This is a genomic window from Actinoplanes sp. NPDC049548 (genome assembly GCF_040676695.1).
Taxonomy (GTDB): Bacteria; Actinomycetota; Actinomycetes; order Mycobacteriales; family Micromonosporaceae; genus Actinoplanes.
In genome coordinates, this window is the sequence record NZ_JBFAPM010000023.1 from 15,486 (window position 1) to 41,702 (window position 26,217).

Here is a 26,217-nt window from a genome sequence, read left to right on the forward strand (position 1 = left end):
CCTCCGGATCCGCAAGATCGGGTCCCGCGTATGGTTGCCGCAGTCCCTCCTGAACACGCGTCTTCGCCACGTTCGGTTCACCGGTCCGAGGAGAAAACCACCGCATGACACGTACGGCGGAAGCGTTCTGGGTGGCCGCACCCGGTTCCGGCGAGATCCGGCCGGTGACCCTGAGCGAGCCCGGACCCGACGAGGTGCTGGTCCGCGCGCTGCACTCCGGGGTGAGCCGCGGCACCGAGACGCTCGTGTTCCGCGGCGGCGTGCCGGAGAGCCAGCACGCCGCCATGCGGGCCCCGTTCCAGGAGGGCGACTTCCCCGCCCCCGTCAAGTACGGCTACCTCAGCGTCGGCGTCGTCGAACAGGGCCCCGAGCACCTGCTCGGCCGCACGGTGTTCTGCCTGTACCCCCACCAGACGCACTACGTCGTCCCCGCCGAGGCGGTCACCGTCGTGCCGGAGTCCGTACCGGCGTCGCGGGCGGTGCTCGCCGGCACTGTGGAGACCGCGCTGAACGCCCTGTGGGACGCGGCGCCCCTGGTCGGAGACCGGATCGCCGTGGTGGGCGCCGGCATGGTGGGCGCGAGCGTCGCGGCGGTGCTGTCACGCTTCCCCGCGGCGAAGGTGCAGCTCGTCGACGCGGACCCGGCGCGGGCCGAGGTGGCCCGGGCGCTGGGCGTGGGCTTCGCGCTGCCCGCCGACGCCACCGGCGACTGCGACCTGGTCGTGCACGCCAGCGCCTCCTCGGCCGGCCTGACCCGCTCCCTCGAGCTGCTCGCGCCGGAAGGTACGGTCATCGAGCTGAGCTGGTACGGCGACCGCCAGGTGGAGGTCCCGCTCGGCGAGTTCTTCCACTCCCGGCGCCTGACGATCCGCAGCAGCCAGGTCGGCGGCATCGCCCCGGCCCGGCGCGGACGCCGCTCGTACGCCGACCGCCTCGCCGTTGCCCTCGACCTGCTCGCCGACCCGGTGTTCGACACCCTGCTCACCGGCGAGTCGGGCTTCGCCGAGCTACCTGCCGTCATGCCCCGGCTGACCGGCGGGGAGCTGCCGGCCCTGTGCCACCTCATCACCTATCCGACAGGAGAGTGAATGTTCAGCGTCACCGTCCGTGATCACATCATGATCGCCCACAGCTTCTCCGGCGAGGTCTTCGGACCCGCCCAGAAGCTGCACGGCGCTACGTTCGTCGTCGACGCGACGTTCAAGCGCCCCGAGCTGGACGCGGACAACATCGTCGTCGACATCGGCCTGGCGAGCCAGGAGCTGCACGCGATCTGCGGCGCCCTGAGCTACCGCAACCTCGACGAGGAGCCGGACTTCCGCGGCGTCAACACGTCCACGGAGTTCCTCGCCAAGGTCATCGCCGACCGGCTCGCGGACAAGGCGGCGGGCGGCGGGCTGGGCGCCGGGGCGAGCGGGCTCACCGGCATCGCCGTGACGCTGCACGAGTCGCACATCGCGTGGGCGAGCTACGAGCGGGACCTGTGACCCGACCGCTGCATGTGGTGCTGCCGGGCGACATCGACGACCCGGCGGCACCCAGCGGCGGCAACACGTACGACCGCAGGGTCCTGACCGGCCTGGCCGCCACCCGCGAGGTGCACGAGATCGCGGTCGCGGGGCGGTGGCCGTACCCGTCGGCGCCGGACACCGCCCACCTGACCACCCGGCTGCAGGAGCTGCCGGATCGTTCCACCGTCCTGCTGGACGGGCTGGTCGCCTGCGCGGTCCCCGAGGTGGTCGAGGCCGAGGCCGGCCGGCTGGACCTCGTCGTGCTGGTGCATCTCCCGCTCGGCGACGAGACCGGCGCGCCGCCGGAGCTGCCCGCACGGGAAGGCCGGACGCTGCACGCGGCCCGGGCCGTTGTCGCGACCAGCACCGGCGCCGCCCGGCGCCTCGAGTTCCTGCACGGCCTGCCGGCCGGAAGCGTCCACGTGGCCCCGCCGGGTGTGGACCCCGCGCCGCTCGCCCCGGGTACCCCGGCCGGCGGGCGGCTGCTGTGCGTGGCCGCGGTGACGCCCCGCAAGGCCCAGGACGTGCTCGCCGAGGCGCTGCGGACCCTCGACGACCTGGAGTGGGAGTGCGTCTGCGTGGGCGCCCTGGACCGCGACCCGGAGTTCACCGCCCGCGTACGCGCCCGCGCCGGTGACCGGATCCACCTCGCCGGGACCCGGACCGGCGCCGCCCTGGACAGCTCGTACGCCGCCGCCGACCTGCTGGTCCTCCCGTCGCTCGCCGAGACGTACGGGATGGTCGTCACCGAGGCGCTGGCCCGCGGCATCCCGGTGCTCGGCACCCGGGTCCAGGGCGTACCCGAGGCGCTCGGCGAGGCGCCGGACGGCACCATGCCGGGTGGGCTGGTGCCGCCCGGCGACGTACAGTCCCTGGCCACGGCCCTGCGGCAGTGGCTGACCGACCCCGGCCTGCGCCGGTCCTGGCGGGCCGCCGCCCGGGCCCGCCGCACCGGACTGCGCGGCTGGGACGAGACGACCCGACGACTGAGCGAGGTACTGCACGTATGACCGGAGAGTTCAGCACCGACTGGCTGACCCTGCGCGAGCCGGCCGACGCGGCCGCCCGCGCCACCGACCTGCCCGGCCTGCTGCGCACCGACGGGACCCTGGTGGTGCGCGACCTCGGGTGCGGCACCGGGTCGATGGCGCGGTGGCTCGCCCCGCGGCTCCCCGGCCCCCAGCGGTGGGTCCTGCAGGACCGGGATCCGGCGCTGCTGGCGTACGCGGCCTCGCACGCACCCGTGGCCGCGGCCGACGGCAGCCCGGTGACCGTGGAGACCGTCGAGGGCGACGTGACGGCGCTCACCACGGAGGACCTGGCGGACGTGTCGCTGGTCACCTGCTCGGCGCTGCTCGACCTGTTCACCGCCGACGAGGTCATGGCCCTCGCCGACGTGTGCGTCTCGGCCGGCACCCCCGCCCTGTTCACCCTCACCGTCGTCGGGGAGGTGACGCTCGACCCGCCGCACCCGCTGGACGCCGCGGTGGCCGCCGCGTTCAACGAGCACCAGCGCCGGGAGATCGGCGGCCGCTGGCTGCTCGGCCCCGAGGCGGTCGGCGCCGCGGCCGAGGCCTTCGCCAAGGCGGGCGCCTCGGTCACCACCCGGCCCAGCCCGTGGCGCCTCGGCCCGGAGCACGCCGAGCTGGCCGCCGAGTGGCTGCGCGGCTGGGTCGCCGCGGCCGTCGAGCAGCGCCCTGACCTGCCGGTCGAGGACTATCTCGCGGACCGGCTGCGGGACGCGGCGGCCGGGACGCTGAAGGTCACGGTCGGGCATCAAGATCTTCTCGCGCAGAAAGACTGAACCGCCTCGCGCCGCCCGGACGTATTAGTCGCAGAAGGGTGACGGAGGGGACTGGGGAATGAATCGATCGATCTGGGCGTGGGTGCGGCTGCTCGGCGGGGTGGGGATCCTCGCCGTGCTGCTCTGGCGCCTGGGGACCGGGGCCTTCCTCGACGGGCTGCGGGTGATCGACGCGAGCGCGCTCGGCACCGCCTTCGCGATCGGCGTGGCGACCACCGTGCTCAGCGCCTGGCGCTGGTGCCTGGTGGCCCGCGGCCTGGGCCTGCGGCTCTCGCTGCGCGGCGCGGTCGCCGACTACTACAAGGCGCTGTTCATCAACGCGGCCCTGCCGGGCGGGGTGCTCGGGGACGTCGACCGGGCCGTCCAGCACGGCCGGGAGGAGGGCGACGTCGGCCGCAGCGTCCGGGCCGTGGTGCTCGAACGCACGGCGGGACAGATCGTGCTGCTGTCCGTGGGGCTCGGGGTGCTGGTGACCGTACCGTCGCCCGTCCTGGCGCAGCTGCGCGAGCACGGCCGCGCGGTCGCCGTGGCCGCGGCCGTCCTCGCGGGCGTCGCGGTCCTGCTGGTCGCCGCGGTGGGCCGGCTGCGCAGCGGAGCCTCCCGCTGGGCCCGCGCCGCCCGGACCGCGCTCGCCGAGATCCGCGCCGGCCTCCTGGCCCGCCGCAACTGGCCCGGAATCGTGCTCGCCTCCACCCTCGTGCTGGCCGGGCACCTGGCGACGTTCGTCGTGGCGGCCCGTGCCGCCGGCTCGCACGCGCCGGTGCTGCGCCTGATCCCGCTGATGCTGCTGGCGCTGCTGGCGATGACGCTGCCGGTGAGCATCGGCGGCTGGGGACCCCGCGAGGGCGTGACCGCGTGGGCGTTCGGCGCGGCCGGCCTCAGCGCCGCCCAGGGCCTCACCATCGCGGTCGTCTACGGGCTCTTCGCCTTCGTCGCCGCCCTGCCCGGCCTGGTCGTCATCGTGTCCCGGGCCGCCCGCGGACGCGCGAAGGCCCAGGCCCCGGGCGAGCCGGCCGCGGTGCCCGCGGAGCTGGTGACCGTACGCCCTCAGCCCGCGCCGCCCGTGCGGGAGCTGGTCGGCAGCGGTGCGTGAGGCTGCCGCCACGCTGCCCGCGCATTATGTTGGGACGGTGGAAGATCGCCCGTACGTGCTGCTCAGTTGCGGCATGTCCATCGACGGGTACGTCGACAGCGCGGACGACGAGCGGCTGCTGCTCTCCAACGACGCCGACTTCGACCGCGTCGACGAGGTCCGGGCCGGCTGCGACGCGATCCTCGTGGGCGCGGGCACGGTACGCCAGGACAACCCGCGGCTGCTGGTGCGCGACGAGGCGCGGCGGCGGGCCCGCGTCGCCCGGGGGCAGCGGCCCGACCCGGTCAAGGTGACCGTGACGGCGACCTGCGACCTCGACCCGCAGGCGCGGTTCTTCACCCTCGGGGAGTCGGAGAAGCTCGTCTACTGCACCACCCGGTCGATGCCCTCGGCCCGGCGCAAGCTCGCCGGGGTCGCCACCGTCGTCGACGGCGGCGAGCCGGTGGACCTGGTCCGGGTGACCCGCGACCTCGCCGACCGCGGCATCGGGCGGCTCATGGTCGAGGGCGGCGGCACCATCCACACCCAGTTCCTGACCGCCGGGCTCGCCGACGAGCTGCAACTGGTGGTCGCGCCGTTCTTCGTGGGCGACTCGAAGGCGCCCCGCTTCGTCGGCGACGGCGCGTTCCCGTGGGGGCCGCACCGGCGCGCCGACCTCATCGAGGTGCGCCAGATCGGCGACGTGGTGCTGCTGCGCTACGCGCTGTCCGACCGGTTCAGGGGTGACCGGTGACTCCGAAGGGGGAATCAATGCCGGAAGCGCCGGGCTGGAGAGACGTTCCGGAAGCCACGGTACGGACCCGCGTCACGGTCCCGCTGCGCTTCGCCGACGGCTACACGACGACCGCGCGCGTGCTGACCTTCGACGGCCTCGTCGACGGCCGCGAGCATCTCGCCCTGGGCCTCGGCGACTGGGAGCGCGCGATCGGCGACGCTCCCCTGGTCCGGCCGCACAGCGAGTGCCTCACCGGCGACGTGTTCGGCAGCCAGCGCTGTGACTGCGGCCCGCAGCTGCGCGAGGCCGTCGAGCGCATCACCGCCAGCGGCGGCCTGCTGCTCTACCTGCGCCAGGAGGGTCGCGGCATCGGCCTGTACGCGAAGCTCGACGCGTACGCGCTGCAGGAGGTGGGGCTCGACACGTACGAGGCCAACGTGGCGCTGGGCCGGGGCGAGGACGAGCGCGACTACACCGCCGCCGCGCAGATGCTGCTGGCCCTCGGCGCGGACAAGATCCGGCTGCTCAGCAACAACCCCGACAAGGCCGCCCAGCTGCAGGCGTGCGGCGTCGAGGTCAAGGAGCGGATCCCGACGGGCGTGCACCTGTCCGAGGCCAACCTGCGCTACCTCGCCACCAAGGCCACGCACACGGCCCACACCCTCGACCTCCCGGGGCTGTGAGGTCCCCACCGGAGGTGATTCCGCCCGCCGCGGGATGCGGCCGGGGCGCCGGGGCACCATGATGGCTGGCGGGCCGACGGGAAGCGCGGGTGGGATGGACGACGAACGGGCCGGCGATCCGGAGGTGATCACCTCCGCGGCCGAGCAGATGCCGTTCATCGTCATCGTGTGCGACGGGCCCGAGCTGCGGATCGCGTACGTCAACGCGGCGACCAGGGCCCTGCTGGGTGGCCGCGAGGCGGTGGGCCTGCCGCTCGGCGAGGCGCTCGCCGACGTCAGCGGCCAGCAGTGGATCGAGATGTACGCCGGCGTCTACGCCTCCGGCGTCCCGGTCACCGGCGCCGAGTGGCGGGCGACCCTCGACCAGCCGGACGGCTCGGTGCACGAGCTCTACGCCACCTTCACGATCTCGCCCTGGCGCCGGGCCGACGGCACGATCCGCGGCGTCATCGGCGCGGGCTTCGACGTGACCGACTCAGTACGCGCCCGGATGGCCGCCGAGAGCCGGACGGCCGAGCTGGAGGAGCGCTACCAGCAGACCCGCGACGTCGTCCTCGCCCTGCAGCGCGAGCTGCTGCCCAGCGGCCTGCCCGTGCTGCCCGGCGCGCAGATCTCGGCCAGCTACCTGCTGGCCGACGACGACCGGGCGGCGGGCGGCGACTGGTTCGACGCCGTGGTCCGCCCCGACGGCACCGTGGGCCTGGTGGTCGGCGACGTCGTCGGCCACGGCGTGACGGCCTCCGGGGTGATGGGCCAGCTGCGGGCGGTGCTGCGCGACCGGCTGGAGGACGGCGCGGACCTCGGTGAGGCGCTGGCCGCCGCCGACCGGTTCGCCCGGCGGCTGCCGGCGGCGCACGCCACCACGGTCTGCCTGGCGCTGCTCGACCCGGACGAGGGCACTCTGCGCTACTGCACGGCCGGACACCCACCCCCGCTGCTCGTCACCGCCGACGGTGGCTCCCGCTTCCTCGACGTGACCGGCGGGACGCCGCTCGGTACAGGCGGTGTCCTCCCGACCGGCACCGCCCATGTCGGCGTCGGCGACGTCGTGCTGCTCTACAGCGACGGCATCCTCGAACGCCCCGGGATGACGTTGCCGGAGAGCAGCGCCGAACTGGCCCGCACCGCCGCGAACGCCGCCGCCGGGCGGGCGCTGCACGCGCCGGCCGCGACGGCGGCCGAACGGGTGTGTACCCAGACCGTGGAGCTGATGGTCCGCGCCACCGGCCACCGCGACGACATCACCCTCCTGGCCGCTCAGCGGGTCACCGCCCCGGCCGACCTGGTCCTCGAGCTCCCGGCCGAGCTCGCCTCCCTGCGCACCGCCCGCGTGGTGCTCGCCGACTGGCTGGCTGCCGCGGGCGCTGCCGAGGAGGACGTCTTCCTGCTCCAGCACGCCCTGGGCGAGCTGGTCACCAACGCGATCGAGCACGCTTTCGACGGCGCGCTCGGCAAGGACGTCGTACGCCTGGCCGTGCGCCTGTCCCCCACCGGCCGGGTCGAGGCGGAGGTGACCGACCACGGGACCTGGCGGGAGCCGGCCCGGCAGTCGCTGCGCGGCCGCGGGCTCGCCCTGACCGCCCAGCTCGTCGGCGGGCTGCGGGTCGTGCCCGGCCCCGCGGGAACCGTGGCGACGATCCAGCACCCGCTGCTGCGCCCGGCACAGACACCCGGCCGGCCGGACCCGACGCCCCACGAACCGGTGGACGACATGCCGCTGCGCATCGACGAGGTGACCCCCTCGGAGATCCGGGTCAGCGGCACGGCCGACGCCGCCTCCGCCTCGATGCTGCGGCAGGACCTGCTGCGCCGTACGCGCGGCGGCCACCTCCCGGTCACCGTCGACCTCACCGGCGTCACGCACCTGGCCAGCGCCGGCGTCTCGGCCCTCCACCACGTCGCCGAACAGCACCGGGAGCAGGGCGCGGAGCTGGACCTGCACGCGGCCCGGGGCAGCGCCGCCCAGGCCGTGCTCGACCTGGTCGGGCTGCCCCACCGGGTGGATCAGGCCGGGCAGACGCTGCCCTCCTGAGGGACGACCAGGTCGACCAGGTACGCGTCGACCGCCGCCGTCATGCACGCCGAGCTGTTGTACGAGCCGTGCCCGGCACCGGCGTACGTCAGGAGCACCCCCGAACGCCCCAGCTGCCGCGCGACCGACAGCGCCCAGTTGTAGCCGCTGGCCGGGTCGTGCCGGGAGTTGATCTGCAGCACCGGGACCGGGGTGTGCACGTGCAGGCGGTGCTGAGGGTTCGAGACGCCGTAGGGCCACCCGAGGCACAGGCTCACGGCCATGGCACCGGCGGAGTAGCGCAGGTCACGGGTCTGCGCCCGCTTCATGAGGCGGGCGTACTGGCCGTAGTCGCGGACCTGCAGCGCCCAGTCGGCGCAGACGACCGGGGTCACCGGCAGCGGCACGGCCGCCGGTGTGAACGGTTCCCCGTCGAGCAGGGCCTTCAGCTGGCCGGCGAGAGCCTCGTACCTCGGCCCGTAGAGCATCGCGTGCAAGGTGGTGGTCAACGCCCAGAGCTGATCGGGCCCCGCCTTCGCCGTCAGCCGGTGCCACGCCTCGCGTGCACCCACGTCGTGCACGGCACAGGCCTGCCCCGCCTGCTCGCACCAGGCGGCGAACGCGTCGAACGAGTCCTGCAACGCCCAGCCCTGCGTCCGCAGGAACCCCGCCACGTCCTGACTGTGGTCGACCGCGCTCTCCAGCACGAGGGCACGGACGCGGTGCGGATAGCGCTCGGCGTACTGCTCACCCAGGAGCGTGCCGTACGAGCTGCCGTGGAAGGTCAGCCGTTCCTCGCCGAGGGCGGCTCGCAGGGCGTCGAGGTCACGGACCGTCTGGTCGGTGCCCGCGTGGCGGAACACATCGCTTCGGCAGGACGCCCAGTGCTCCCGGTTCGCCGCGACCCGCCGGTCGAACTCCGCGGGCCCGGTGATGATCGGGTTCGGGTTCGCCGGAACGCCGCAGACCACCGGGCTGCTCCGGCCCACCCCGCGCGGGTCGAAGCTGACGATGTCGAAACGACGCTTCAGGTCGGCGCTGAAGCGGCCCATGCCCGTCATGATCCGCTGGGTGCCGGAGTCACCGGGACCGCCGGGGCCGAAGACCAACGTGCCCACGCGCGCGGCCGGATCGGTGGCCGTACGGCGGGCGATCGACAGGTGGAACCGCTCGCCGTCCGGACGGTCCCAGTCGACGGGCAGCTCCAGCGAGGCGCACTGCGCCCCGGACGGATCGGTCGCCGCGCAGGGTTGCCAGTCGATCGGTGGCGGACCGGGCGAGGCCGATGCCGGTACGGCCACAGCAGCCACGGCGGCCACGGCCAGGACGAGTGCTCGAGAGATCAGCATGCCTCGATCCTGGTGCGACGCACGCCACAGGGACATCGGGCGCTTCCCGGAGCGGACCCGTAAGGAGTACGCCTATCGTCGGTGATATGACGACCGTCGACTTCTACTTCGATCCCGCGTGCCCGTTCGCCTGGATCACCTCCCGCTGGATCCTCGAGGTCGAGCAGCAGCGCGACCTCGACCTGCGCTGGCACGTGATGAGCCTGTACGTCCTCAACGAGAACCGCGACCTCCCGCCGTCCTACCGCGAGCTGATCGACCGGTCCCTGGGCACCGTACGGGTCGTCACCGCCGCCGCCCAGCAGCACGGCGATGAGATCCTCGGCCCGCTGTACACGGCGCTCGGCACCCGCATCCACAACCAGGGCAACAAGGACTTCGACGTGGTCGTCCGCGAGGCCCTCGCCGAGCTGGGACTGCCCGCCGAGCTGGCCGCGGCGGCGCAGACCGACGAGTACGACGCCGCCCTGCGCAAGAGCCACCACGAGGGCATGGACCCGGTCGGCGACGACGTCGGCACGCCCACGATCCACATCGACGGCGTGGCGTTCTTCGGCCCGGTGCTCAGCAGCATCCCCCGCGGCGAGCAGGCGGCCAAGGTCTTCGACGGTGCGGTGGCGCTGGCGAGCTACCCGGACTTCTTCGAGCTCAAGCGCACCCGTACGGGTGGCCTGAACTTCGACTGACGACCGCGGCGCCGGCTCCGGACGACGGACCCGGCGCCGCTGCGGTCGTCCGTGGCATCCGGGGAGCCGCCATGTCCCGGCGCCCGCGCCTTGTCCACAGGGTCCGGCCGCCCGTCGAGGGAGTCACTAAACTCGCGGGGTGACTTCCGCTCCCCCGCTCGCCGGCCCCGCCTACGACGTGCTCAGCCGGGTCTTCGGCTACTCCGGCTTCCGTGGCGGGCAACGCGAGATCATCGAGCACGTCATCGGCGGCGGCGATGCGCTCGTGCTCATGCCCACCGGCGGCGGCAAGTCGCTGTGCTACCAGATTCCCGCCCTGCTGCGCGACGGCACCGGGGTGGTCATCTCCCCGCTGATCGCGCTCATGCAGGACCAGGTCGACGCGCTGCGCACCCTCGGGGTGCGGGCCGGCTTCCTCAACTCGACCCAGGACCCGGACGAGCGGCGGCTCACCGAGCAGCTGTTCCTCGCCGGCGAGCTCGACCTGCTCTACATCGCTCCCGAAGGGCTCGGCGTCCCGGCCACCCAGCGGCTGCTCGACCGGGGCCGGATCGCCCTGTTCGCGATCGACGAGGCGCACTGTGTGTCGCAGTGGGGCCACGACTTCCGCCCCGACTACCTCAACCTGTCGATGCTGCACGAACGCTGGCCCGACGTGCCGCGCATCGCCCTGACCGCGACGGCGACGAGCGCCACCCGCGAGGAGATCGCGGTCCGGCTCGACCTGACCGGCGCCCGGCACTTCACCGCGAGCTTCGACCGCCCCAACATCCAGTACCGCATCGTCGCGAAGAACGAGCCCCGCCGCCAGCTGCTCGACCTGCTGCGCACCGAGCACCCCGGCGACGCCGGCATCGTCTACTGCCTGTCGCGAGCGTCTGTGGAGAAGACCGCCGAGTTCCTCACCCAGAACGGCATCGACGCGCTGCCCTACCACGCCGGCCTCGACGCGGGCACCCGCGCCGCCAACCAGAGCCGGTTCCTGCGCGAGGACGGCCTGGTCATGGTCGCCACGATCGCCTTCGGCATGGGCATCGACAAGCCGGACGTACGGTTCGTGGCCCACCTGGACCTGCCCAAGTCGGTCGAGGGCTACTACCAGGAGACCGGCCGGGCAGGCCGCGACGGGCTGCCGTCGACCGCCTGGCTGGCGTACGGGCTGCAGGACGTGGTGCAGCAGCGCAAGATGATCGAGACCTCCGAGGGCGACCTCGCGCACCGCCGCAACCTCGCCGGCCACCTCGACGCGATGCTGGCCCTGTGCGAGACGGTCGAGTGCCGGCGCGCCCAGCTGCTGGCCTATTTCGGTCAGCCCGCCGACCCGAAGTGCGGCAACTGCGACACGTGCCTGACCCCGCCCGAGTCCTGGGACGGCACGGTGGCCGCCCAGAAGCTGCTGTCCACGGTGCTGCGCCTGCAGCGCGAGCGCGGCCAGAAGTTCGGCGCCGGCCAGTCGATCGACATCCTGCTGGGCAAGACCACCGAGAAGGTGCTGCAGTTCCGCCACCAGGAGCTGTCGGTCTTCGGCATCGGCACCGACCTGCGCGAGCAGGAATGGCGCGGCGTCGTCCGTCAGCTCCTCGCCCAGGGCCTGCTCGCGGTCGAGGGCGACTACGGCACCCTCGTCCTCACCGACGCCAGCAGCGCCGTCCTGCGCAAGGAACGCCAGGTCATGATGCGCCGCGAGCCCGAACGCACCCGAGCACCGAAGGCCCGCCGCGCATCGTCCGCCGCGGCCACCCCGACGGCCGACCTCGACCCAGCCGCCGCCCCGGTCTTCGAGCGCCTCCGTGCGTGGCGCGCCTCGGCAGCCAAGGAGGCCGGCGTCCCGGCGTACGTGATCTTCCACGACGCAACCCTGCGCCAGATCGCGGCGCTGCGACCCGGCTCGCTGTCGGAACTGTCCACGGTGGGCGGCGTGGGCGAGACCAAACTGGCCCGCTTCGGCCAGCAGGTCCTGGACACCCTCGCCGCCGAGTGACCGTCAGTCCGGGTGGTACCGGGCCTTCACGCGGAACGAAACGACGTGGCGGTGATGCTCGTACGCCTGCCGGTAGACGCCCCCCTTGTCCACGGGCCGCTCGGCGAGGGTGACCTCGTCCCCGTACACCGGTCCGCGACGGCCCCGCTCGAACTCCGTGTACACCGGCGGCGCCGTCGGTCTCCTCCCGCTGCGGTCAGCGCCGGCCCACCGAGGCGGTCGTGCCTCGCGGAGCTCGACGGCGGCCAACCACGCGCTTCGTGTCCGTGTTGAGCTGCCGGAAATGCGATGCCGCATCCTCCGTGAGGTGTCATGCTTCGCGCTCACACCCGATCAGCAAAGGATCACCGCATGGATTTCGCCACAGCCCTCGAGCAGCATCTGGCCACGATCACCGCCCGCGACGCCGATGCGTTCCTCGCCACCGTGCACGACGACGTCGCGGTCATCGCGCCGAACGGGCGAATGCTGGCGGGCCGGGAAGAGGTCGGCGCCTTCCACCGGAGCTGGTTCGACGACCCGGACTGGAGTTGGAAGCTCGAACCGCTGCGGCACACGGAGGCCGGGGACACGGGTGTGGCGACTTACGCGGTCACCTACGACGATGTCGACGCCGAAGGCCGGCCGTATTCGATGAGCTATCTCCTGACATTGATCTTCGCCCGCATCGGCGGAACGTGGCTTCTGGTGCATGACCAGAACACGCCACGATAAGGCCGAATTCTGTCAGAAGAACGTAAGGAGTTGATCTCTTCCGGTCACGCAGCTCTCCCGGTTTACTCGAAGGCGTGATCCAGGCTCTCCTGACCTATCCCGTTTCCATGGCCGACGCTCGCCATTCTTGGCGTGATTTCCGGCGTCGGGGCGTTCCGGCTCGAGCCGTGACACCGGCGCCGGCCGCGGGCTCGGAACGTCGGCCTCCGCCGGCCTGTCTCGCGCAGAGCGCGGGGCGCCTCCTCCCGGCACCGGGTTCCTCGGCCCGGGCCCGCACGCCTCAGCCGGATCGTCCCCACCGGCGCTCCGGCCGGCTCTTACCGCCGGTCAGCATCCGCACTGCCGTCGACAGCCCGCACCAGCCGGCACCAGAACTCCACTTCACAGCGCTCACCAGACCGGGCCCGAACTCCAGTCCACAGCCCCCACCGGTCCTCAGTTCCCACCAGGCCGGACCGGCACTCCCGTGCACAACTCCGGTCCTCCGCGCGTTGCTGCTCGGGGCGCTGGCCGCCCGAATCGGCGCCCATTCCCGCCAAGCACTCCCGCGCACAGCCCCCACCAAAACCCCGGCCCTCAGCTCCCGCCAGGCCACACCGGCACTCCCGTGCACGGCCCCCACCAGAACTCCGGCCGTCGGTTTCCGCCAGGCCACACCGGCACTCCCGCGCACAGCCCCCACCAGAACTCCGGCCCTCAGCTCCCGCCAGGCCACACCGGCACTCCCCCGCACAGCCCCCACCAGAACTCCGGCCCTCAGCTCCCGCCAGGCCACACCGGCACTCCCCCGCACAGCTCTCACCGGCGCTTCCGTCGACGGTTCCCACCGGCGTCGCTCTGCCGGATGGCGGGCTGCCGGGCCGACCGGCGCCGGCCCTGCGCGGGATGGCCCGTCTCACGCGTCAAGCCGGCCCAGGCACGACCGCACATATGCCGTCTCATGATCGCGATCCTTCGTGACGTCGTTAGCGTCAGTATTTGGCGCAAACGATTTTTCTGTGCCTTTCGGTGCGGCGCTGCTTCGATGACCGCCCAAGCCGATGCACGACCCGCCGATATGGGTGCGATTGAGACACACGACACGTTGTCATTTTTCCGGCACTTTCCGTAATAAGAGGTGCCTAGGGTTGTGGACCCGCTGTCCGAACACCGTCACAGGGATCCGGAGGTGCCGCAGCTGTTCGATGATGAGGCCGAGACGCCGTACGAAGTCTTTGTCTTCACGGACGAGACCTACGAGAATCTCCTCGCCGCCGGAGTGAACCCGTTGTCGGTCATCGAGGTTTTGCACGCTCACGGGGTGGTACGCCGGCACATCGGGCCGGCGATGCAGGTGGCCGGGCCCGATCGCAAGGGAACGTGGCTGGTGGTGGCACTGATCGAGGACAGCGATGACACGTACACGGTCGCCTCGGCACGGTACCTCGACGACGTGGAGGTCGAAGCGATCGCGCGGATCAAGGGAGACACCCCATGAGCAGGTTCGACGATGCCGCTGCCTCCGTCAACGACCGGGACTGGGCCACCGCCCAGCGTGACAACCGCCCCCGGGCGAGCGGCGTGGTGCACGCGGTGACCATGTCGTACGAGATGACGGAGCGGCTCGTCACCTTGGCGCAGCGGCGGGGCATCAGCCCCAACGACCAGATCCGGGAGATCGTCGAGGACTATCTGGACGACGGTGTCGACGAGGTGGTCAGCATCCGCCGTTCCGACCTGCACCGGGCCATCGATCTTGCCGTGAAGAACGCCACCTGACCCGGCGCCTCCGGGGCCGCCGTGCAGATCCGGTCCGCCCCGGACGGCGCGACATGCCCCGCTCCTTCCTTGCGAGAGAGCAACGAGCTGACGGGGCCCGGTGGTCCCACAGGTATCAGGGACCTCCCGAGCCAGGACGGCTGCCGGCGACCGCACCGAAAGTGCCACTGACTTACGCCCCGCTCGCAGAAAGCTCAAGCGCAGCGGCGGGCGGCCGATCAGTCACGGCGTGAACCCCATGGTGCCGTTCCCGCTGCCGGGCACACAGCTCGTGCACGTCGGCCGGCAGCCGATCTTCGACGTGACGGGCGATGTCGTCGCGTACGAGCTGCTGTTCCGGGGCAGCATGGACTCGGTCTCCGCGGTTCGCCGGGACACCTATGCCACCAGCCAGGTGATCGTCAACACGTTCACCGAGTTCGGCATCGACGAGGTCGTCGGGGACCGGACCTGCTTCATCAACATGACGCGGGAGTTCCTCACCGGGGTGCTGGACCTGCCGTTCGGGCCCGAGCACGTGGTGCTCGAGGTGCTCGAGACCGTCGACGTCGACGACGAGGTGGTCGCCGGGGTCACCGCGCTCGTGGCTCAGGGCTATCGGATCGCGCTCGACGACTTCGTGTGGGGTTCCGGGCACGAACGGCTGCTGCCGCTGGCCGACTTCGTCAAGCTGGACCTGCTCACCACCGACCCCGGCCGCCTGGACGACATCGTCCAAGCCTGCCGGGCGTTCCCCCAGATCAAGATCGTCGCCGAGGGGCTGGAGACCGGTGAGCAGCTGGCGCTGAGCAACCGGTACGGCTTCGAGCTGCGCCAGGGCTACGTGCTCAGCCGACCGCAGGTGCTGACCGCGGCCAGCCTGACCCCGTCGAAGCTGCGCCGCCTGGAGCTGATCGGCGCGCTGAGTGCCACCGACGCCGACCTCGAGCAGATCCTGGCGATCATCGCCGGGGACCCGGCCCTGACACTGCGGGTGCTGCGGGCCAGCAACTCCGTCGCCGCCGGCGCCACGAGCCGTGTGTCGTCCGTACGCCAGGCCGTCGTCATGCTGGGCCTGGCGCACATCCGGCAGTGGGCGATGCTCATGGTCGTCGGCGACGTCGCCGAGGCCACCGAGTCGCAGATGGCGGACGCGCTGACCCGTGCCCGGCTGTGCGAGAACGTGGCCACGGCGTTCGGCGCCAAATCCGACGCCGCCTTCATGGCCGGGCTGATCACCGCCGTGGCCCAGATGATCGGGCTGAGCCCGGCGGCGATCGCCCACCAGCTGCCGCTGGACACCGAGATCTCCTCGGCGCTGGAGCGCGGGATCGGGCCGCTGGGCCAGGTCCTGCGGGTGGTCAACGCCTACGAGCGTGGCGACCTGGGCGAGGTCGCGGCCGCCTACGCGGGCGAGGACCTCTCCGGCACGGTCATGGCCGCGATGCGCTGGTCCACGATGGCGGTGGCGGCCACCCAGACCGCGGCCTGACAACTCCTTGCCGATATCCCACCATCTCTATAGGCTTTGCGAATGGTGAAGCTGTCGCAAGCCACCCGCCTCGCAAGCCCCGTCGACACTGCCACCTACGGCGAGTACCGCACCCCCCAGACCCCCGGCGAACCCCTCCTGCGCTTCACCGGACGCATCACCGCGGAGGGCGACTTCACCCCCCGCCCGTTCCGCTACCACCTCTACGGCGGCTGGTTCTGTCCGTGGTCCCATCGCGTCGCCATCACGCGTGTCCTCGCCGGGCTCGAGGACATCGTGACCATGTCCTTCGTCGACGGCGACCGTGACGGGCGCGGCTGGGCGTTCCGGGAACAGCACGGCCCCGACCCCGTCAACGGCTTCACCCTTCTCCGCGAGGTGTACGAGGCGACCGAGGAGGACTTCGACGGCCACGTCTGCGTGCCCGCCCTCTGGGACCGCGCGACCGCTCGCCTGGTCAGCAACGACTGCCACGGCATCGGCATCGACCTGGCCACCCGCTTCGGGCATCTCGCGACGCCGCTGGTCCGCACCTATCCCGACCATCTGCGCGAGGGCATCGAGGAGCTGGACCGGTGGCTCGGGCCGGCGGTGAACCACGGCGTCCGCGCGGCCGGGCGGCCGGGTGCCGCCCGCGATGCTCTGCTGGAGGCGTTCGAGCAGCTGGACGGGCGGCTGTCGGCGTCGCGCCACCTGCTCGGCGACGACCTCACCGAGGCGGACATCCGGCTGTGGGTCACTCTCGTCCGCTACGACGTCGGCCCCAACGCCGGGCGCACCATCAATCCCGGCCTGCACGTGTATCCGCATCTGTGGTCGTACGCCCGCGACCTGTACACGATTCCCGCCTTCCGCGACACGACGGACTTCGCGGCCTTCAGCCGCCCGGGCGCGGTGCTTCCCGACTGGTCGGCTCCGGCCGATCGCTAGCCGAGGTGCGCGCGGGCCTCGTCGATCCGCGCGCTGAGGAACGCGCGTTCCACGTCGTTCGCCGTCAGGATCAAAGCCTCCTCGTACGCGGTGAGCGCCTCGTCCCACCGCTGCAGCCGCCGCAGGAAGTCGGCGCGGGCGGCGCTGAGGTAGCCGTACGCGGCGAGCGCAGGCTCGTCGAGGAGCGGGTCCAGCGCCGCCAGGCCCGCACCGGGGCCGTCACGCATGCCCACCGCCACGGCTCGGTTGAGGTCCACGACCGGGCTCGGCCACAGGTCCCGCAGCACGTCGTAGAGGCCGCAGATCTCCGTCCAGTCGGTGTCCTGCCAGGTGCGCGCCTCGGCGTGGACCGCGGCGATGGCGGCCTGGACGGCGTACCGGGAGGGCGGCCGTCCGCTGAGCGCCTCGGTGAGCAGGGCCGTGCCTTCGGCGATCCGGGTGCGGTCCCAGCGGGAGCGGTCCTGCTCCTCCATCAGCGCGAGGCGGCCGTCCGTCGTCGTGCGGGTCTCGCGGCGGGCGTCGGTGAGCAGCAGCAGGGCGAGCAGGCCGGCCACGTCACCGTCACCGGGCACGAGCTCGTGCAGCATCCGGGCGAGGCGGATGGCGCTGTCGCCGAGGTCGTGGCGGGCGAGCCCGGCACCGACCGGCGCGGTGTGCCCGGTGGTGTAGACGAGGTGCACGACCTCGAGCACCGCGCCGACGCGCTCCGGCAGGTCGGCCGCGGCGGGCACCCGGTACGGGATCCGGGCCGCCGCGATCTTCTTCTTGGCCCGGGTGATCCGGGCGGCCATGGTCGGCTCCGGTACGAGGAACGCGCGCGCCACCTCGGCGGTCGACAGGCCGCACAGCAGCCGGAGGGTGAGGGCCACCTGCGCCTCGCGGGCCAGGGCCGGATGGCAGCAGGTGAAGATCAGCCGCAGCCGGTCGTCGGCCACCGCGCTCGGCGCGGGACAGTCCTCCGGCCCGGCCGTCACGTCGTCGGTCACGAGCAGCGGCAGGGTCCGGCGCAGCACGGTCTCGCGGCGCAGCAGGTCCGTCGCCCGGTTGCGGGCGACGGTGGTGAGCCAGGCCCCGGGACGGTCGGGGACGCCGTCGCGCTCCCACGCACCCAAGGCCTTGGCGTACGCGTCCTGGGCGCACTCCTCGGCGAGGTCGAGGTCGCGGGTGACGCGTACCGTCGCGGCGAGGACCCGGCCCCACTCGCGGCGGTACGCGTCGGCCACCGCCTCGGCGACGCCGGTCAGTTCCGCTCCACCAGGGGACGGATCTCGACACCGCCGAGGCCGGCGGTCGCCTCGCGCAGCCGGCTCGCCAGGGCGATGGCCGCGTCCAGGTCGGGGGCCTCGACGACGTAGTAGCCGCCGAGCACCTCCTTGGTCTCCAGGAACGGCCCGTCGGTCGGGGCGGGCCGTCCGTCGGCACCGACCCGCAGGCTGGTCGCCGTGCCGGCGGGCTGCAGCTGCGCTCCGCCCAGGATGGCGGGCCCGGCCGATGCGGCGAACGCCACGTGGGCGGCGTGGCGGGCCTCGAGCTCCTCCGGCGGCAGCGCGTCCCATGCCTGCTCGTCGCCGTAGATGAGGATCAGGTACCTGGCCATGTCGTGTCCGATCTCGTCGGGGCCCCTGCGGCCCGTTCCTCCCTGCGACGAACGGGCGGGACGCGGATCGACACTATCGCCGGAAGAAGCTCCCGCGGGTCAGGCGGCGTACCAGCGCAGCAGGGCCGCGCCGACCGACATGCCGCCGCCGAAGCCGGCGAGCAGGACCAGGTCGCCGGACCCGAGCGCCCCGGAGCGGGCGGCGGTGTCGAGCGCGACCGCCGCGGAGGCGCTGCCGGTGTTGCCGTAACGGTCCAGGACCAGATGGGTACGCGCGCTCGTGAGCCCGGCCGCGTCCACCAGCTCCTGGATCATGACGCCGTTGGCCTGGTGCGGCACGAAGTGGTCGACCTGCCCGGCGGCGACCCCGGCGCGCTTGAGCAGGGCCTCGAGCACCGGCGGGACCCCGGCCATGACGAAGTCGCGGACGCCGCGGCCGTCCATGCGGAAGAAGTGGTCCCCGTCGGCGACCGTCTCCATCGAGGCGGGCAGGCGGCTGCCGCCGGCCTTGATGTGGATCAGCTCGTGGGCGTCACCCCGGGTGACCAGCTCGACGTCGACCAGCCCGTACGGCGCGGGCACCGCACCGACGACGGCGGCGCCGGCCCCGTCGCCGAACAGGATCGCGGTGCGGCGGTCGCCGAAGTCGAGGATGCGCGAGTAGATGTCGGCGGCCACGACCAGCACCACGGCGTCCGGACGGACCGCCACGAGGCTGTTGGCCAGCGCGAGACCGAACACGAAGCCGGCGCAGACGACGTTGATGTCGAAGCAGGCGGCCCGGTGCGCGCCGATGGCGTGCTGCACCAGCGAGGCGGTCGGCGGCTGCGGCGAGTCGCCGGTCGACGTCGAGACGATGAGGTAGTCGACCCGGTCGGCGGCGATGCCGGCGTTCTCCAGGGCGGCGGCCGCGGCCCTGGTCGCAAGGTCGGAGGTGGCCTCCTCGGGGCCGGCGAAGCGGCGGGCCTCGATCAGGGTCTTGCGCGAGATCCACTCCGGGGTGGTGTCGGTCACCCGCTCCACCAGGGCCTCGTTGGTGACCTCGTGCTCGGGCACGTACGAGCCCGTGCCGAGGATCCCGACGCGCGGTATCGACTGCATGTCCGCACAGATCGGCTCCCGCGCCCCGGGGTTGAGGAGTCGGTGGCGCCCGCCCCTGTGGCATGTGACCCATATTTGTCACCGAAAAGCCTTCCCATTGTGCAAGATATTAATCAGGCTCTATCTCAACCCGGCCCCACCCCGGCCGGGAGGAGAGGAGAAACGGTGCGCACCAGAGCCATCGTCACGGCCACCACGCTCGCCGCGTCCGCGGCGTTCGCCGCCCCCGCGGCGGCCCAGGCCGCCGAGCCGCAACCGGTCACGCCCGCGCTCGCCGTGAGCCGCGCCACCGAGGCGATCGGCGCCCACGGTGCCGCCTTCGCCGCCGCCGGTTCCGACACGTTCGCCCAGCGCGGCGTGCTGGTCGAGAAGAGCGGCGCGAGCCACGTCCACCTGGACCGGGCGTACCGCGGCCTGCCGGTGATCGGCGGCGACGTCATCGCCCACCTCGGCAGCTCAGGCGCGCTCAGCGCCGTGACGAAGACCCAGCGGGCCCCCTTGACCCTGTCGGCGGTGCCGACCCTGAGCGCGGCCAAGGCGGCCGGTGCGGCGGCCCGGGCGCTGGGCGGCACCGCCACCCCGGGCGCCTCCACCACCCTGGCCGTCGACGCACTGCCGGCGACCCCGGTGCTGGTGTGGCGCACGGTGGTCACGGTGCCCGACCCGGCCGGCGGCGACGGCGTCACCCATGTGCTGGTCGACGCGCACACCGGCAAGGTCGTCGACAAGTGGGCCGACGTGCACACGGTCGAGGGTTCCGGCACCGGCTACAACGTGGGCACCGTGCCGCTGGACACCACGAAGTCCGGCTCGACGTACCAGCTGAAGGACCCGGTGCGCGGCGGCACGTACACCACCGACATGAACAACCGGCGGATCGGGCAGGGCACCCTCTTCACCGACGCCGACAACGTCTGGGGCACCGGCACGCTGAGCAACGACCAGACGGTGGCCGTGGACGCGCAGTACAGCGTCGCCGAGACCTGGGACTTCTACCTCGAGAAGTTCGGGCGCTCCGGCATCGCGGGCGACGGCAAGGGCAGCTACAACAAGGTGCACTACGGCAACCGGTACAACAACGCCGGCTGGTCGGACACCTGCTTCTGCATGATCTACGGCGACGGTGACGGCACCACCTTCGGCCCCTTCACCTCGCTCGACGTCGGCGGCCACGAGATGACCCACGGCGTCACCTCGCGCACCGCGGGCCTGGTCTACAGCGGCGAGTCCGGCGGGCTCAACGAGTCGATGAGCGACATCTTCGGCACCCTCGTCGAGTTCCACTCGAACAACACCAAGGACGTCGGCGACTACCTGATCGGCGAGAACATCGCGCTGGACCACACGCCGCTGCGCTTCATGGACGACCCGTCCAAGGACGGCTCTTCGGCGAAGTGCTGGAGCAGCAACGTCGGCAACCTCAACGTGCACTACTCCTCCGGCGTCGGCAACCACGCCTTCTTCCTGCTCGCCGTCGGCAGCGGGGCGCACACCGTCAACGGCGTCGCGTACGACAGCCCGACGTGCAACGGCAGCACCGTCACGGGCATCGGAAACGACAAGGCGGGTGCGATCTTCTACAAGGCGCTCACCACGTACATGAGCTCCGGCACCAACTACGCCCAGGCCCGTACGGCGACCCTGAACGCCGCGCGCGACCTGTACGGCACCGGCAGCACCGAGTACAACGCCACCGCGGCCGCCTGGTCCGCGGTCAGCGTCGGCTGACCGGACGACACCTCAGCGGGGCCGTACACCACGGTGTGCGGCCCCGCGTCGCGCAGAGATAATCATGAACGTGACCAACTGGGAGTACGCACGCCTCGAGTACCGCGCCGCCGGGACGTTCGGCGCCGACCGCTTCATGGACTGGACGGCCACGTTCCACCACCCGGGCGGGGTGCTGCGCTGGGGCACCGACGAGCGCTTCGACGACCTGCGGCACCTCAACCGGGCCGGCGCCGCGGGGTGGCAGGCCTACGACCGGGCCGCCATCCACGTGATCAACGAGCCGCACCGGCTGCACGGCGTCACGTACTCCATGCGCCGTCCGATCCCGTAGACCTAGACGTAGTCCTCGAGCAGGGCGGGGGTGAGGCCGGCCTTCTTGATGGCGCGCAGCGCGGCGAGGAAGTCCTTCACGAAGGCCTTCCGGAAGTGCATCAGGATGATGTCGCCGGGCTGCACCCGTTTGCCCTCCTGGAAGCGGACCTTGCCCTTGTGGACGGTCTCCTTCCACATGAAGCCCGCCTTCAGGCCGCAGTCGTGCGCCGCCCGCAGCGTGGTCGCGTCCTTGTTGCCGAACGGCGGGCGGAACAGCACCGGGCGACGCTGGTACAGGCTCGCGAGCTTGTCGGCCGAGCCGCAGAGCTCCCGCTTCTGGAACGCGTACGGCCGGCCGCGCAGGTTGGAGTGGGTGATCGTGTGGGCCTCCACCACCGCGCCGGCGTCGATCATCGGCCGGAAGTAGTCCGGGTCGTCCGCGATCGCGTCCGTGGTCAGGAAGAGCGTCACCGGTACGCGCGCCGCCGCGATCAGCTTCGGTGCCTCGGGATGCTTGACGAAGCCGTCGTCGATGGTCAGGAACGCCACCTTCTGCGTGGTCGGGATCCGCAGCAGGTACGGCGCGCTGCCCCCGGGCGGCACCGTGATCTTCTGCGGCGCCGGAGCCGGGCCGAAGGTGGGGATGTCGGAGTCCCGCCACCCGGCGTGCTGCCGGTCAGGCCGGCCACCGGCGGGCGCCGCGGCGGACGGGACGGCGGCGGGGCCGGACGACGCCGCGGAAGGCGCCTTCCGGTCGGGGCCGTCGGCGGCGGAACACCCCGCCAGCACCAGCACCGCCGTCACCGCCGTCACCGCACGCAAGATCGACATGGTCGGTCATCGTCGTCCTCACCGTGTCAGACCCCGGTGAAGTGCCCCTGGGCGCTCGGACCGGCACGGAAAGTGATCATCAGGAGTAACGCCATGTGACACTAGGCTCGCAGGATGACCACCGACGCTGCCGGCGTACGCATAGGGTTCATGTTCGACCGGGACCGCGCCCCTGAGGAGCTGCCGGGGTTCGCGCGCGACCTCGAGGCCGCCGGGGCCGACGACCTGTGGGTGGTCGAGGACCTGGGCTGGGCCGGTTCGGTCAGCGCGGCGGCGCTGGCGCTGGCCGCGACCGGCCGGCTGCGGGTGGGCATCGGGATCGCGCCGGTGCCGCTGCGCAATCCGGCGCTGCTGGCGATGGAGCTGGCGACGCTGGCCCGGGTGCATCCCGGCCGGCTGGTCGCCGGGCTCGGCCACGGCGTGCCGGAATGGATGCGCAAGGTGGGCGCCGAGACCTCCGGCAAGCTCGCGCTCCTGGAGGAGTCGATCCGGACGGTACGCGGCCTGCTCGGCGGCGAGAACGTCACGGAGCACGGCCGGGAGGTGACCGTCGACGGCCTGGCGCTGGTGCACCCGCCGGCCGAGCCGCCGCCGCTGGTCACCGGGGTGGTCCGCCCTCGGTCGCTGGAGCTGTCCGGGCGGCTCGCCGACGGCACCATCCTGGCCGAGGGAACCGGTCCGGCGGAGATCGCCGCCGCCCTCGGTCCCATCGGCCGGGGCCGAGCGGCGGGCGACCGCCCCGGGCACGAGCTGATCGTGTTCGCGTTCCTGCACGTCGGCAACGACCCCGCGGCAGCGGCAGCGGCGACCGGCGACCTGGTCGCCGGCCAGGCGGCCTGGCTGGGAGTGCCACCCGAGGAGGTGTTCACGCTGGTCGGCCCGGCCGCGACCGTACCGCAACGGGTCGCCGCCCTCCGCGAGGCCGGTGCCGACACGGTGGTCCTGCGCCCGCTCGGCGAAGACCCCGTCGGCCAGGCCCGGGCGGCGCTGACCGCGCTGGGCCGCTGAGGGGTACGCGGCCACGCGAGCCGCGTACCCCTCAAGCGGTCAGCTGCTGAACACCTGGAACTCCGCCGCGACCGCCGAGCCCGCAGCCGTCGAGCTCGTCGCGCAGTCCGTGCTCGAGCGCGGGTCGTTCTCCTGCTCACCCGCGTAGAGCGGGTTGCCCGTGCACTGGTTGCTGAGCACCCGCAGCCGGACGTGCGTGGCCAGGGTCGGGCGCACGGCGAAGGACTTCAGCACGAGGTTCGGCACCTTGGGGCGGAACCGCCCGGTGTCGAAGGCGTTCGCCGGGCTGGTGTACGCCACCTTGTAGCCGGCGTCGCTCGCGCAGTCCGCACCCGTCGTCGCGTTGCAGGTGAGGACCTCGAACTGGCGCACGGTGCTGTACATGACCGAGGTCGACGCGCCCGCGCCGGGGAAGGCGCTGAGCTGGACGCGGGACACCAGCTTGGCGGTGTCGGCCGGCAGGTCGACGGTGACCTGCCGGCCGGCGGCGCCGCCGCTCGCCGTCCACGCCGTGCCCTCGGCGTCGTCGGTGAGGCGGCCCGGGTTCGTGCCGTCGCCGGTGATCGTCGCGCCCGACGCCGCCGAGGCGAGGTTCGCCGGCATGACCACGCCGATCTGGCTCGTGACGCCCGGGTGGACGGTCTGGGTGAAGCGCTTGTGGCCGAATCCCGCACCGATCGCCAGGAACCGGTAGGTGCCCGGGGCCAGCGTCACCGTGTCCGGCAGCTCGGTGGCCGGGTCGGTGTCGGCGACGGGGACCGCGCCGTAGTCGTAGTCGCCGATGTAGAGGCGGACCGGCTTGCCGGCGGCCTCGCCCAGGGCCTTGAACGTCACCTCGGAGTTCTCCGCGTACGGCGACGCGAAGCTGGGCACCGGGTCGGCGTCGGACGGGCCGCTGGAGGCACCGGCGCCCATGCCGCGGGCGGCGAACGCGTTCCACAGCAGGTCTGCGTTCGCGCCGTCGAAGCGCAGCGCGTCGGCCGTGATCATGTTGTCGCGCATGTCCAGCATGCTGATCGACCCGGTGGCCGCGAGCAGGTACGAGTCGAAGACCAGCTGCATCCACCGCCGGTTGCCCGGGCACTCGGTCGCCGGGGTGGTGCCGGCCGCGCAGCTCTCCTGCTGCGTGCGGGTTCCGGAGCCGTACCGGGCGATGAAGGCGCGACGGACGTCGAAGTTCGTCGCGCTCCAGATCTCGCCGTCGGAGTGGACGGCCGAGCCGCGGTCGTAGCCGTAGTCGGAGTAGTTGAGCGGGCTGGCGCTCATGTCGTAGTTGCGGATGCCGGTCGCGAGGTCACCGGTCACGTAGCCGCCGGTGACCGAGTACGTGTTGCCGCGCGGGCTGTAGCCGCTCTCGAACAGGTACTCCATCGCCGTGAGGTCGGACCAGCTCTCCCCCATCGCGCCGCCCTGGGTGGAGCTGATGCCGGCGTCCGGGCCGGCGATCATGCGGTTGCTGATCGCGTGGGTGTACTCGTGGCCGATGACGGTCATGTCGAAGTCGCCGTCGACGCAGGGCGGGTACGCGGCCCCGGCGAACGGCTGCCACATGTACATGTTGGTGACCGGCTGCATCCCGTCCGGCGGGGTGTTCTGGTTCGCGTTGTTGCGGGTGGTCGCCGTGGCCGCGCCCTGCTGGGCGTTGCCGTGCTCGGCGTCGCCACCCCGGCCGTACGGCAGCGTGTTGACCTTCTGCAGGTTCCAGGTCGCCTCGGTGAACCCGAGCTTGTACGACCAGTCGTGCATCCGGTTGTGCATGGCGAACAGGTTGGCGGTGGCCGCGTCGACGTCCGCCTGCTCGGGCGAGGTGAGCGTCGCCGGGTCGCACTTGCTGGTGTTCCACTGGTTGGTGAACGGGTAGACGTACTCCCGGTCGGGCTTGGTGGTGGCGGGCACCGCCGGGGTGCCGTTGCCCCACAGCCGTACGGACTCCGCCGAGTTGCCGGTGGTGGTGAACGTCGGGGTGCCGGTGGTGGCGTCGACGTCCCACGGCTTGCCGGTCGCGGGGTCCAGCACCTGCCGGGAGCAGCCGGCCGCGGTCGTGGTGCACCACGTCTGCCGCGTGTCGGCGCCGTTGGCCGGCGGTGTGGCGGGGAAGACCTTCCAGTGCGGGTCGTCCCCGGCGAAGTTCACGAGGTTCTCCCGCAGCAGCACCTTGCCGTCGACCGCGTCGACGTAGGTGGTGTAGCCGAGCGGGTGGTCGACGTCCTTGGACAGGACCACGACCTGGTACGCGGCGCGCGGGTCGGCACCCGGCATCGGCACGGCCACGAGCCGGACGCGCGAGTCGGCGAGGTCGCCCCGGGCGATGCCCGCATCGGCGAGCGCGGCGGCGAGCGCGTCATCCGCCTGCAGGCGTGCGGCCTCGGGCGCGGCGGTCCGCGGGCTCAGCGAGGACGTGACGCGCAGGACGTCGCCGCCCTTGACCGCGACCGCGACGAGCCCGTCGTACGCCGCGGGCAGGCCACCGTACCGCTGGCGCAGCAGCACGACGGTGCCCTGGCCGACCTTCGTCTGGGCGACGGTCTCGAGGTCGTCGACGGCGGCCGTCCGCAGGGCGAACAGGCCGGTGCTCCTCTTCAGGTAGGCCCGGGCGACGGTCTGCGCGTCGCCCCGGAGCCCGGTCGCGAGCCGGCCCTTCGCGGGCGTGACCGAGGCCGGCGTGCCCAGCTTGTTCCAGCGGGTCACTTTGTCGTCGCGGCCCAGGGAGCGCTGGGCGGAGGACGGCGCGGCGGCCTTGCCGCGGTTGTCGACGAAGGCGTAGTCGTCATCGAGGTGCTCGCCGGTCAGCGGCGTGGCCGCGGCGGGCGAAGGGTTCGCGGGCGACGCGCTCGCGCCGATGGGCGCGCTCGCGATGATCGTGGTGACGGCAAGGATTCCGGCGACGGCGGACCGTCTGCGTATGCGCACGCAAGCCTCCTGAGATCGTCC

The 26,217-nt window shown here is 72.6% G+C and carries 25 protein-coding genes; 18 read left to right on the top strand and 7 right to left on the bottom strand.

Translation table 11 applies throughout. The features are described from left to right. Window positions 1-104 precede the first annotated feature (104 nt). From AB0J80_RS32405 to AB0J80_RS32440, 8 genes are all read left to right on the top strand, one after another. Window positions 105-1,088, top strand: coding sequence for a zinc-binding alcohol dehydrogenase (locus AB0J80_RS32405; protein ID WP_364712686.1), 984 nt, complete (start codon window positions 105-107; stop codon window positions 1,086-1,088). Then, window positions 1,089-1,487, top strand: coding sequence for a 6-carboxytetrahydropterin synthase (locus AB0J80_RS32410; protein WP_364712688.1), 399 nt, complete (start codon window positions 1,089-1,091; stop codon window positions 1,485-1,487). It begins immediately after the preceding gene. Then, window positions 1,484-2,521, top strand: a complete 1,038-nt coding sequence (locus tag AB0J80_RS32415; RefSeq protein WP_364712691.1) for a glycosyltransferase family 4 protein — start codon at window positions 1,484-1,486, stop codon at window positions 2,519-2,521. The genes AB0J80_RS32410 and AB0J80_RS32415 overlap by 4 nt, the downstream gene beginning before the upstream one ends. After that, window positions 2,518-3,315 (top strand): class I SAM-dependent methyltransferase, encoded by a 798-nt coding sequence (locus AB0J80_RS32420; RefSeq protein WP_364712694.1) that lies wholly within the window; start codon window positions 2,518-2,520, stop codon window positions 3,313-3,315. The genes AB0J80_RS32415 and AB0J80_RS32420 overlap by 4 nt, the downstream gene beginning before the upstream one ends. Window positions 3,316-3,373: 58 nt before the next feature. Then, window positions 3,374-4,408, top strand: a complete 1,035-nt coding sequence (locus AB0J80_RS32425) for a lysylphosphatidylglycerol synthase transmembrane domain-containing protein (RefSeq protein ID WP_364712697.1) — start codon at window positions 3,374-3,376, stop codon at window positions 4,406-4,408. 37 nt (window positions 4,409-4,445) lie between these two features. Continuing rightward, entirely contained in the window at window positions 4,446-5,141 is a 696-nt protein-coding gene (locus AB0J80_RS32430) for a dihydrofolate reductase family protein (RefSeq protein WP_364712700.1), read from the top strand. A gap of 17 nt (window positions 5,142-5,158) precedes the next feature. After that, on the top strand, window positions 5,159-5,806 hold the full coding sequence (ribA, locus tag AB0J80_RS32435) for a GTP cyclohydrolase II (protein WP_364712703.1): 648 nt from the start codon (window positions 5,159-5,161) through the stop codon (window positions 5,804-5,806). A 94-nt stretch (window positions 5,807-5,900) separates the two neighbouring features. Next, window positions 5,901-7,838: a SpoIIE family protein phosphatase gene (locus tag AB0J80_RS32440; RefSeq protein WP_364712706.1), complete on the top strand. Its 1,938-nt coding sequence runs from the start codon at window positions 5,901-5,903 to the stop codon at window positions 7,836-7,838. Here AB0J80_RS32440 and AB0J80_RS32445 read toward each other — a convergent pair. Continuing rightward, entirely contained in the window at window positions 7,811-9,166 is a 1,356-nt protein-coding gene (locus AB0J80_RS32445) for an alpha/beta hydrolase (protein WP_364712709.1), read from the bottom strand. The two genes, AB0J80_RS32440 and AB0J80_RS32445, sit on opposite strands and share 28 nt — an antisense overlap. Before the next feature lie 86 nt (window positions 9,167-9,252). Here AB0J80_RS32445 and AB0J80_RS32450 point away from each other — a divergent pair, with 86 nt between their 5' ends. Together AB0J80_RS32450 and recQ are read left to right on the top strand one after the other, a co-directional pair. Then, the gene (locus AB0J80_RS32450) at window positions 9,253-9,852 is read left to right on the top strand and encodes a DsbA family protein (RefSeq protein WP_364712711.1); all 600 of its coding nucleotides are present in this window, start codon (window positions 9,253-9,255) and stop codon (window positions 9,850-9,852) included. A 139-nt stretch (window positions 9,853-9,991) separates the two neighbouring features. Beyond that, the gene (gene recQ / locus AB0J80_RS32455; RefSeq protein ID WP_364712714.1) at window positions 9,992-11,833 is read left to right on the top strand and encodes a DNA helicase RecQ; all 1,842 of its coding nucleotides are present in this window, start codon (window positions 9,992-9,994) and stop codon (window positions 11,831-11,833) included. A 3-nt stretch (window positions 11,834-11,836) separates the two neighbouring features. On the opposite strand, the gene AB0J80_RS32460 is transcribed toward recQ, so the two are convergent. After that, window positions 11,837-11,998 carry a hypothetical protein gene (locus AB0J80_RS32460; protein ID WP_364712717.1) on the bottom strand — a complete coding sequence of 54 codons (162 nt, stop codon included), beginning with the start codon at window positions 11,996-11,998 and terminating at the stop codon, window positions 11,837-11,839. 186 nt (window positions 11,999-12,184) lie between these two features. Here AB0J80_RS32460 and AB0J80_RS32465 point away from each other — a divergent pair, with 186 nt between their 5' ends. From AB0J80_RS32465 to AB0J80_RS32485, 5 genes are all read left to right on the top strand, one after another. Continuing rightward, on the top strand, window positions 12,185-12,547 hold the full coding sequence (locus AB0J80_RS32465; RefSeq protein WP_364712720.1) for a nuclear transport factor 2 family protein: 363 nt from the start codon (window positions 12,185-12,187) through the stop codon (window positions 12,545-12,547). Between the two features lie 1,168 nt (window positions 12,548-13,715). Beyond that, window positions 13,716-14,024, top strand: coding sequence for a hypothetical protein (locus AB0J80_RS32470; protein ID WP_364712723.1), 309 nt, complete (start codon window positions 13,716-13,718; stop codon window positions 14,022-14,024). After that, entirely contained in the window at window positions 14,021-14,305 is a 285-nt protein-coding gene (locus AB0J80_RS32475) for a hypothetical protein (RefSeq protein WP_364712725.1), read from the top strand. The genes AB0J80_RS32470 and AB0J80_RS32475 overlap by 4 nt, the downstream gene beginning before the upstream one ends. Window positions 14,306-14,543: 238 nt before the next feature. Then, the gene (locus AB0J80_RS32480; protein ID WP_364712983.1) at window positions 14,544-15,776 is read left to right on the top strand and encodes an HDOD domain-containing protein; all 1,233 of its coding nucleotides are present in this window, start codon (window positions 14,544-14,546) and stop codon (window positions 15,774-15,776) included. A 42-nt stretch (window positions 15,777-15,818) separates the two neighbouring features. Continuing rightward, on the top strand, window positions 15,819-16,706 hold the full coding sequence (locus tag AB0J80_RS32485) for a glutathione S-transferase C-terminal domain-containing protein (protein ID WP_364712728.1): 888 nt from the start codon (window positions 15,819-15,821) through the stop codon (window positions 16,704-16,706). Here the strand turns inward: AB0J80_RS32485 and AB0J80_RS32490 are convergent. From AB0J80_RS32490 to AB0J80_RS32500, 3 genes are all read right to left on the bottom strand, one after another. Then, window positions 16,703-17,929 (bottom strand): sigma-70 family RNA polymerase sigma factor, encoded by a 1,227-nt coding sequence (locus AB0J80_RS32490; RefSeq protein WP_364712731.1) that lies wholly within the window; start codon window positions 17,927-17,929, stop codon window positions 16,703-16,705. The two genes, AB0J80_RS32485 and AB0J80_RS32490, sit on opposite strands and share 4 nt — an antisense overlap. Before the next feature lie 17 nt (window positions 17,930-17,946). Beyond that, window positions 17,947-18,303, bottom strand: a complete 357-nt coding sequence (locus AB0J80_RS32495; protein ID WP_364712734.1) for a YciI family protein — start codon at window positions 18,301-18,303, stop codon at window positions 17,947-17,949. Between the two features lie 99 nt (window positions 18,304-18,402). Continuing rightward, window positions 18,403-19,404 carry a ketoacyl-ACP synthase III gene (locus tag AB0J80_RS32500; protein ID WP_364712736.1) on the bottom strand — a complete coding sequence of 334 codons (1,002 nt, stop codon included), beginning with the start codon at window positions 19,402-19,404 and terminating at the stop codon, window positions 18,403-18,405. A 165-nt stretch (window positions 19,405-19,569) separates the two neighbouring features. Between AB0J80_RS32500 and AB0J80_RS32505 the strand changes: the two genes are divergently transcribed. Together AB0J80_RS32505 and AB0J80_RS32510 are read left to right on the top strand one after the other, a co-directional pair. After that, complete coding sequence (locus tag AB0J80_RS32505) at window positions 19,570-21,132, top strand: M4 family metallopeptidase (protein ID WP_364712738.1); 1,563 nt, start codon at window positions 19,570-19,572, stop codon at window positions 21,130-21,132. Between the two features lie 64 nt (window positions 21,133-21,196). Further along, complete coding sequence (locus tag AB0J80_RS32510) at window positions 21,197-21,466, top strand: hypothetical protein (RefSeq protein ID WP_364712740.1); 270 nt, start codon at window positions 21,197-21,199, stop codon at window positions 21,464-21,466. Window positions 21,467-21,468: 2 nt separating this feature from the next. On the opposite strand, the gene AB0J80_RS32515 is transcribed toward AB0J80_RS32510, so the two are convergent. Continuing rightward, a complete protein-coding gene (locus AB0J80_RS32515; protein WP_364712743.1) occupies window positions 21,469-22,278 on the bottom strand; it encodes a polysaccharide deacetylase family protein in 810 nt (269 codons plus the stop codon). Between the two features lie 114 nt (window positions 22,279-22,392). On the opposite strand from AB0J80_RS32515, the gene AB0J80_RS32520 reads away from it, so the two are divergent. Next, window positions 22,393-23,286, top strand: coding sequence for an LLM class flavin-dependent oxidoreductase (locus tag AB0J80_RS32520; RefSeq protein ID WP_364712746.1), 894 nt, complete (start codon window positions 22,393-22,395; stop codon window positions 23,284-23,286). A 39-nt stretch (window positions 23,287-23,325) separates the two neighbouring features. Here AB0J80_RS32520 and AB0J80_RS32525 read toward each other — a convergent pair whose 3' ends face one another. Next, a complete protein-coding gene (locus AB0J80_RS32525) occupies window positions 23,326-26,196 on the bottom strand; it encodes a M36 family metallopeptidase (protein ID WP_364712748.1) in 2,871 nt (956 codons plus the stop codon). Window positions 26,197-26,217 lie beyond the last annotated feature (21 nt).

Bases quoted from the DNA above. Each gene is read 5' to 3' on its own strand.
- AB0J80_RS32410 (WP_364712688.1), top strand. From the start codon at position 1,089: ATGTTCAGCGTCACCGTCCGTGATCACATCATGATCGCCCACAGCTTC.
- AB0J80_RS32450 (WP_364712711.1), top strand. From the start codon at position 9,253: ATGACGACCGTCGACTTCTACTTCGATCCCGCGTGCCCGTTCGCCTGG.
- AB0J80_RS32475 (WP_364712725.1), top strand. From the start codon at position 14,021: ATGAGCAGGTTCGACGATGCCGCTGCCTCCGTCAACGACCGGGACTGG.
- AB0J80_RS32510 (WP_364712740.1), top strand. From the start codon at position 21,197: ATGAACGTGACCAACTGGGAGTACGCACGCCTCGAGTACCGCGCCGCC.
- ribA (WP_364712703.1), top strand. From the start codon at position 5,159: ATGCCGGAAGCGCCGGGCTGGAGAGACGTTCCGGAAGCCACGGTACGG.
- AB0J80_RS32445 (WP_364712709.1), bottom strand. From the start codon at position 9,166: ATGCTGATCTCTCGAGCACTCGTCCTGGCCGTGGCCGCCGTGGCTGCT.
- AB0J80_RS32515 (WP_364712743.1), bottom strand. From the start codon at position 22,278: ATGTCGATCTTGCGTGCGGTGACGGCGGTGACGGCGGTGCTGGTGCTG.
- AB0J80_RS32520 (WP_364712746.1), top strand. From the start codon at position 22,393: ATGACCACCGACGCTGCCGGCGTACGCATAGGGTTCATGTTCGACCGG.
- AB0J80_RS32405 (WP_364712686.1), top strand. From the start codon at position 105: ATGACACGTACGGCGGAAGCGTTCTGGGTGGCCGCACCCGGTTCCGGC.
- AB0J80_RS32485 (WP_364712728.1), top strand. From the start codon at position 15,819: ATGGTGAAGCTGTCGCAAGCCACCCGCCTCGCAAGCCCCGTCGACACT.
- AB0J80_RS32440 (WP_364712706.1), top strand. From the start codon at position 5,901: ATGGACGACGAACGGGCCGGCGATCCGGAGGTGATCACCTCCGCGGCC.
- AB0J80_RS32500 (WP_364712736.1), bottom strand. From the start codon at position 19,404: ATGCAGTCGATACCGCGCGTCGGGATCCTCGGCACGGGCTCGTACGTG.
- AB0J80_RS32480 (WP_364712983.1), top strand. From the start codon at position 14,544: ATGGTGCCGTTCCCGCTGCCGGGCACACAGCTCGTGCACGTCGGCCGG.
- AB0J80_RS32425 (WP_364712697.1), top strand. From the start codon at position 3,374: ATGAATCGATCGATCTGGGCGTGGGTGCGGCTGCTCGGCGGGGTGGGG.
- AB0J80_RS32465 (WP_364712720.1), top strand. From the start codon at position 12,185: ATGGATTTCGCCACAGCCCTCGAGCAGCATCTGGCCACGATCACCGCC.
- AB0J80_RS32495 (WP_364712734.1), bottom strand. From the start codon at position 18,303: ATGGCCAGGTACCTGATCCTCATCTACGGCGACGAGCAGGCATGGGAC.
- AB0J80_RS32420 (WP_364712694.1), top strand. From the start codon at position 2,518: ATGACCGGAGAGTTCAGCACCGACTGGCTGACCCTGCGCGAGCCGGCC.